The sequence below is a fragment of the Sulfurihydrogenibium yellowstonense SS-5 genome (assembly GCF_000173615.1).
GTDB classification, from domain to species: Bacteria; Aquificota; Aquificia; order Aquificales; family Hydrogenothermaceae; genus Sulfurihydrogenibium; species Sulfurihydrogenibium yellowstonense.
This window is the reverse complement of sequence record NZ_ABZS01000096.1, coordinates 1-6,433: the sequence shown is the minus strand read 5'-3', so window position 1 is coordinate 6,433 and position 6,433 is coordinate 1. Positions and strand designations below refer to the sequence as shown.

Genomic DNA, 6,433 nt, shown 5'->3' with positions numbered 1-6,433 from the left:
CTGTCTTAGGTTTTTTATTATGCTCTCATTTATTTTTTGTGCTTTATCTGGGTCTTTCCAATCTACCTCAATTTTTATAGTTCCATTTTTTTTGTCTTCATTTATCTTGATGTTGTTTTTTAATCTTATTCCTGCTTCTTGGTATGGTCTTTTAAACTCATTCTTTTTGTCTTTTAAAATTTCATCTAATAAATTTAGGTCTTTGACAACCCTTTCTCTTAAAGTATTGCTATTTAATACTGCTACAACATTTGCAGTTGCTTGATCTCCACCCACAGGTAAGCCTGCCATTGCGGCAATAGCCGAAAGACCGCTACCGGAGGAAGATTTTGTAACAGGGACTATTACAGATTCTGATGTGTAAGTCTTTGGAAGAATAAATGAAATAATAGCTGTAAGTATTGTAATTCCAAATACTATTTTTGCGATAAAAAATCTGTTATTCCATATGATGTGAAAAAGCTCAAATAAATCTATTTCATCTTCTTGGCAAATTTCTTGGTTTTTAAGCGCTTTGTTTTCTTGCATTTTACAACCTCTTAGCCAGTACTGCTGTTGATATTGACTGGAATATAATTTGTACTATATCCTTTAATAATGGTCTCCACATTATAGGTATTTTTAGCTCTGTTGGAACCACGATTGTATCACCTTCGCTTAACTTATAATCCATAATTCCGGACCATAACAAAAATCTTCCGCCATAATTTTGTGCTGAGACTATTCTGCCGTTAGCTTTTATTATATAAAGGTCGTTTAAGTTACCAGTCCTTGTGGGACCGCCAACCATATCCAAATAATCTTTTAGCCTATAATCTTTTATGTATGGCAATGATATTTGATTATAAACATCTCCAAGCACTAACACGTAGTTTGGTTTAGGTGGAACTATGATTGTATCTCCATCTTCAAGCGTTATGTTTTGATTAGAATTTTTTAGATCTTCTAATAGTGGTGGAATATCAAGAGAAATTCTTCCAAGCCCAAGTAATGCTTTCTTTTTAAGAAGTTCTATTTGTCTTGCCTGGTCTTGAATTGCCATCATTGCAGCTTTACTTTCTGCTTCGTCAGAAAAAGCGTATCTATTTTTTGACTTAATAATCTCCTCTTCCAAGATAGCTAAAGTAGTTTCTAATTTTTCTTCTTGAAGTCTTTTTGTAGATTCTCTAATAAAGATTAAACCTTGAGGGAATGCGTTTTCTCTGTATCCACCTGCCAACTTTAAAACATCATAAAGCGTGGTTTTACCGGGTTCTATTTCATACTTACCCGGATTAACAACTTCACCTGTAACTATTACAGATGGAGCTTTTTCATTTTTGTCTTTTTTAACTATCATTACAATAGTACCAGGTTTAAGTTTAATATTTCCGATACCTTTAATAAGCAAATCATAAAGATAAATAATTTTTGCTGGTTTCAACTCAATTTTTTCCTTTTTTTGGCTTTGGTTTTCTATGCTTAATTCCTTTACGTTATTATCTTCATTGGGATTGTAAATACGAACTTTTAAATTTTCTATTTTGTCTTGAAACTTAATATCTTTAATTACATCCAGCAGGGTAATTTCTGGATAATATTGAATTGTTTTAGATTCTTCAATTTCACCTGTTATGTACACAGGCTCTTCTAAAAATTTACTTAAGACTGCTACTTTTTCTTTACCGGAAAACTTATAATTACTTTTCCCATATAAAACATCTTCTACTGTTGTATAAAATTGTTGCTTTTTAACATCCGTAATCACAATACTTTTTGCATTTACTAATGGTTTGGCTTTTTCTATGAGTGTTTTTAAATCTGGAGTATCATTTATTGAATAAATTCCGGGATAATAAACTTCACCGGTTAAATCTACGCCATTTTCAAGGACCCCTGGATTTTTACCAACTAAGACAAAATCACCATTTTCTAACCTTGTTTTTAAAAATGTTTTATCATTTAATGCTCCTTCTTTGATAACAATTCCGTCCTTAGAATATCTCATCAGTCTAACAAAAACCTCGCTTGATGATGGGTTTATACCTCCAGCAAATTCAAGAATCTCATCTAAAGAATTTTCATTTTTTAGCTCATATATTGCAGGTCTTTTTACTTCTCCGGCTATTGCAACAACATTACCTATCGGTGGAACATAAATTACATCTCCATCTTTTAGTTTAATATCTATTGGATATCCTTTAATAAACAAGTCGTATAGGTCAACCTTTATAACAGATATTCCAAAAGCAGTTTTTCTTTTAATTTCGATATTTCTTAAACTACCATTTTTTGAAACACCTTCAGCAAATATTAAAGCATCGACCAATGTATCTAATGCATCGACAGTTTTCATACCCGGAGAGTTTACAAATCCGGTTAAGTAAATGTTAAACTTTCTTATTTTTTCTACAGTAGCATCAACTTTTAGGTTTTTAAATTTAGAAGACAGCTTTGATGTAATTAATTTCTTGAAATCACCCAAGGTTAAGCCACTTACCTGAAGCATTCCTACATTTGGAACATAAACAGTACCATCTGAAGATACTTTTAGGCTAAAATCTCTATTGATAGCCATAAGGTCAACGGGATCACCCCACACGTAAACTTTTAAAGAATCACCAGGTCCCAGTATGTAATCATCACCAACCGGGGAAATAGATTTAGTAGATTTTTTAAAGAAGTTATATCCAAACTGCTCTAATTTTTTATTTTTTAATATATCTTTAAAAAGATTATTAATATTTGTTTCTAATTCCGATGATTCTTTAGCAGCCAAATTATTTGTTTCTGTTTGCTTTACTTCTTCTTTAAATTGTTCATTTTCTTGATTTTCCTCTAGCCCTGTTAATTGATTTTGAATTTGCTCTTTGTTTATTATGGTTTTATTTTCTTTTAAAATATTTTGATTTTCTTTAAGTTTTTGAAGAACCTCTGATGGTGGAAGATTTACATATGGAACATTCCCAGTATTTTGCGATGGTAAAGATATACCCCCACCTTCCTGTGCGTAAAGAAATGAAAATATGCTAATGATAAAAAACAATACACGCAGCTGTATCTTCATTTGATTCCCCCTGATATGTAAAAAGGCATTGTTTATTATATCACATATATTATTTAACATTAAAAGACAGTAGTATAGAAGATATTGAGGATTTTTTTTGGATTTAAATTTAAATTATCCTCGCACTTTTTGAAATTTTTCATCTCTTACTGTTTTACTCTCTTATAATCCTGAGAACATCAATTAAAAAATCTCTTCGATATATTTATAAAGTCTATCACTACTCATCTAACTGTTATTATTAATTTTCATTATAACATAATTTGGGTGAAAAATAAGTGATTTTTATAGAGTTTAAAAATTAGATGCTTCGGAATAGAGTACTAATAATAACAGGAAAGGGTTGAATAATAAACATCATAGAAAGGATAGTCTTATTTGTCATTCTACGCGAAGAATCTCTTACTTTTATTGAATTTCTTGCCCGAGGTAATTATTATTAACTTTTATTATACCATGCATGATATTACGTATGAAAGACGTCAATAAAGTATATGCTGACTATATTTCATCTCTTACTCCTTTTCATCATAAGTATCTAACAAATAAAAAGGAAGTTTTGGTCTTACTGTGTTGTATAGGTCTATAGGGCGATAAGAGAGCTGTCCAACATCTCTTGTCCAAGGAGAAAGACTATAACTTGCTGTTTGATAAGTGTCTTTTGTGAAGAAAACTCTAAATGGTATGGTTATAAAAATTCCTTTATCTGAATATCCTCTATTATCTCCATAAAATTGAGGTTTGTTAGTATTGGATTTAGTCCACCAAAAACCTATTTCAAAACCTTTTACAACTCTTGAAACCTGAAATCTAACACCTTCATCCCCAGCTAAAAACCTTGCCATCTTTATATTTACTTTAATCTCAGGTTCTTTAAAGCTATAATAGAAATTAAGATAATAATCGTGAAATCTATCATTTTTAAGTTTAAAAATACTTTCAGGGTCTCTTTTGTAGACATAATCGCCGCCAACCCCAAAAGCAAGCCTTCCATCACCAACAAAATGAAGAATATCTCCACCTACTCCGGCAAACATCATTTCATTATACCCGGCAGATACAGTAGCGAATGTTCTGGGCAAAATTTTCCCTATATTTTCTAAGTAGTTGAAAGATAGATTATACAATCTTGGTTTTTTTTGTTTTAAATAATCAGCAACATCTGACCTAACTGGTGGGTTCATCAAAGGTTGGTTGATGGTTGAAATGTTATTTATTATTGGTATAGATAATGTGGAAGTTAGACTAAAGTTATTCAGTAAATTTTCTTTTATTCCTATATCATAAGACAATTGGTATTTAAAAGCTCCTGATGGGTCATTAAGGAATGTTCTTATTTTTACGTTGCCGGATAACTCAGGCTTATCAAAAATAAAGCTATATTTTGGCTTGTAATCCGGAGCTATGGTCGATTTAGTTTTTTGAAGTAAATAATCTAACTCTACCTTTTTATTTAGATAAGCGTTAACGACATATCCAGGAATTTCTATAGATGTTATAGGCACATTATTTTCTTTTATAATTATCCTGACTGTCTTTACACCAGGAAAATATGTAACTCTTAAAACATCAAGGGCTTTTTTTAACGCAATGCTTTCAAATAGATAACCTTTGTTAGAATATTCGATATTAAGTACATCTCCATCCTGCCATACCTCTGCATATTTTAAGTCTAACCTTTCCAGTGCTTTAGCATAAAAAGATTCTTGTTTGCCTTCTTTTATTTCTTTTACGTCTTCTTCAGATAGAATAAAATGCTTAGGAATTTTAGGTAAACCGCCGCCCAAAGGAGCATTTAAGGATATTGTAAATCCTAAATCTTGCCTCTCAACATAGCCACTAACGCTTAACCACTTATATGGATGGTAATTTATTCCATAATTTACTTTTTCAGAATTTTTTAGTTTTTTTTGTCTAAAACCTATCATTTTTTCTGTTTTATATGGTGCATATTCCGCCAAAAAAGAAACCTTTGGATGCAGCAAGATTTCTGTCCCACCGAAAACTCCGTCAAGCTTACCTGAACCATATCCAATAGTTATATTCTGAGGAATTACAAAATCAACAAATTTTGTGGCTGTTATGTATTTAGTCTCAAAAAGTTTAGTACCATGAAAATCATCGTACCCTATGGCTAAAGCTGGCAATGTTTCAGTTTCAGGAATTAATTGAAATTTTGCAAAGAAAGCTTTGTCTTTGTATTTTCCATAATTTTTCCATACTGGGTCATTTTTAAAACTTATATTATCAATTTGAGTGATTACTATTCCACCCTCAAACCTTGGAATAAATCCAAATCCAAGAAAGCCTCTTGTGTATGGATAGGTTCTTGAAAATCCAAAAAGCAAATTACCATCTTGAATTGTGTAAGCTGAAGGGATTGATATTAATCCAGTCCTTCCAAAATCAGTGGTTATTGGAAAATTTTCAACAGCTAATGACTGATATACTAATGTAAATAAACCAATACCTGCAACTATAGTATGTTTTTTCACTTATACATCCTTGATTATATAATTAAAAACCCCCCATAAAGGAGGGAGGTTGGGTATAATTTCTATATAGTAGCTGGTTTAATGATGTGATGTAGTTGTATGAGTTGGTGAACTGTCGGATGATGATGCTATCGCTGCTGCTGCCGCTGCTCCTGCTGCTATTATTGCAGCTGGAATCGCTGCTGCTGTAATTGATGTAGCTCCAACTGCTGTTCCTGCCGCTGCCCCCCCTGCTCCTACACCTGCAGACCCAGCTGCAGTGCCTGTTGCCGCTCCAGCTGAGCTTGAAGATCCGGCTGCCGCTGCTCCAGCTGCTTTTCCATCTGCAAACGCATTAGACATTACCATAGACACTGCTAATACTCCCGCTAATAAAACTTTTTTCATGAAAAATACCTCCTTTTAGAAATTTTTATTATAAGTATAATTCAAAATTTTCTAAAAAGCAAATTTTCGAATAAGTTATAATTTTTGCAAAGAGCTAACGCTGGATAATGATGAAAAGTACTGCAAAAGTAGTTTTAGAAGAAAACGGAGGGATAAAAGAATACTTTGTTCATGAAAATGAAAGTATATATGTTCCAAAAACAACTAAACATAGATTAGTTAATCCAGGAAAGATTCCGTTAGAGCTAATAGAAGTACAAGTTGGTGAGTATGTGGAAGAGGATGATATTGTAAGATTTAATGATGTGTATGGAAGGTGTTAGGAGAGTTATTTAAGGCTGGTTAATAACCTTAATATTAGAGATAAAAAATCATGCGAGAAGCTAAAAAATTAGAGGATATTATAAAAGAATTACCAGAAGATTTAATAAAAGAAGTTGAAGACTTTGCATTGTTTTTGTTAGAAAAAAGAAAAAGAGAGGAAACAGAAAAGAAAAAACCAACT

Annotated in this window: 5 protein-coding genes and 1 pseudogene; 2 read left to right on the top strand and 4 right to left on the bottom strand. The window is 31.9% G+C overall.

What is annotated here, in order from left to right:
- The 4 genes from SULYE_RS04955 to SULYE_RS04940 all read right to left on the bottom strand — a co-directional run.
- The coding region (locus tag SULYE_RS04955) for a Wzz/FepE/Etk N-terminal domain-containing protein (protein ID WP_007547129.1) at window positions 1–528 on the bottom strand (528 nt) is incomplete at its 3' end.
- 1 nt (window position 529) lies between these two features.
- Window positions 530–3,046: an SLBB domain-containing protein gene (locus SULYE_RS04950; protein WP_007547127.1), complete on the bottom strand. Its 2,517-nt coding sequence runs from the start codon at window positions 3,044–3,046 to the stop codon at window positions 530–532.
- 515 nt (window positions 3,047–3,561) lie between these two features.
- Window positions 3,562–5,541 (bottom strand): YjbH domain-containing protein, encoded by a 1,980-nt coding sequence (locus tag SULYE_RS04945; protein WP_007547125.1) that lies wholly within the window; start codon window positions 5,539–5,541, stop codon window positions 3,562–3,564.
- A gap of 78 nt (window positions 5,542–5,619) precedes the next feature.
- On the bottom strand, window positions 5,620–5,928 hold the full coding sequence (locus SULYE_RS04940; protein ID WP_007547123.1) for a hypothetical protein: 309 nt from the start codon (window positions 5,926–5,928) through the stop codon (window positions 5,620–5,622).
- A 101-nt stretch (window positions 5,929–6,029) separates the two neighbouring features.
- On the opposite strand from SULYE_RS04940, the pseudogene SULYE_RS04935 reads away from it, so the two are divergent.
- Window positions 6,030–6,251 (top strand): annotated as a pseudogene (locus SULYE_RS04935) (phosphomannose isomerase type II C-terminal cupin domain); the annotation flags it as partial.
- A gap of 50 nt (window positions 6,252–6,301) precedes the next feature.
- Window positions 6,302–6,433 (top strand): DUF2281 domain-containing protein (locus SULYE_RS08670; RefSeq protein WP_007547119.1); only part of this gene is annotated, 132 nt, incomplete at its 3' end.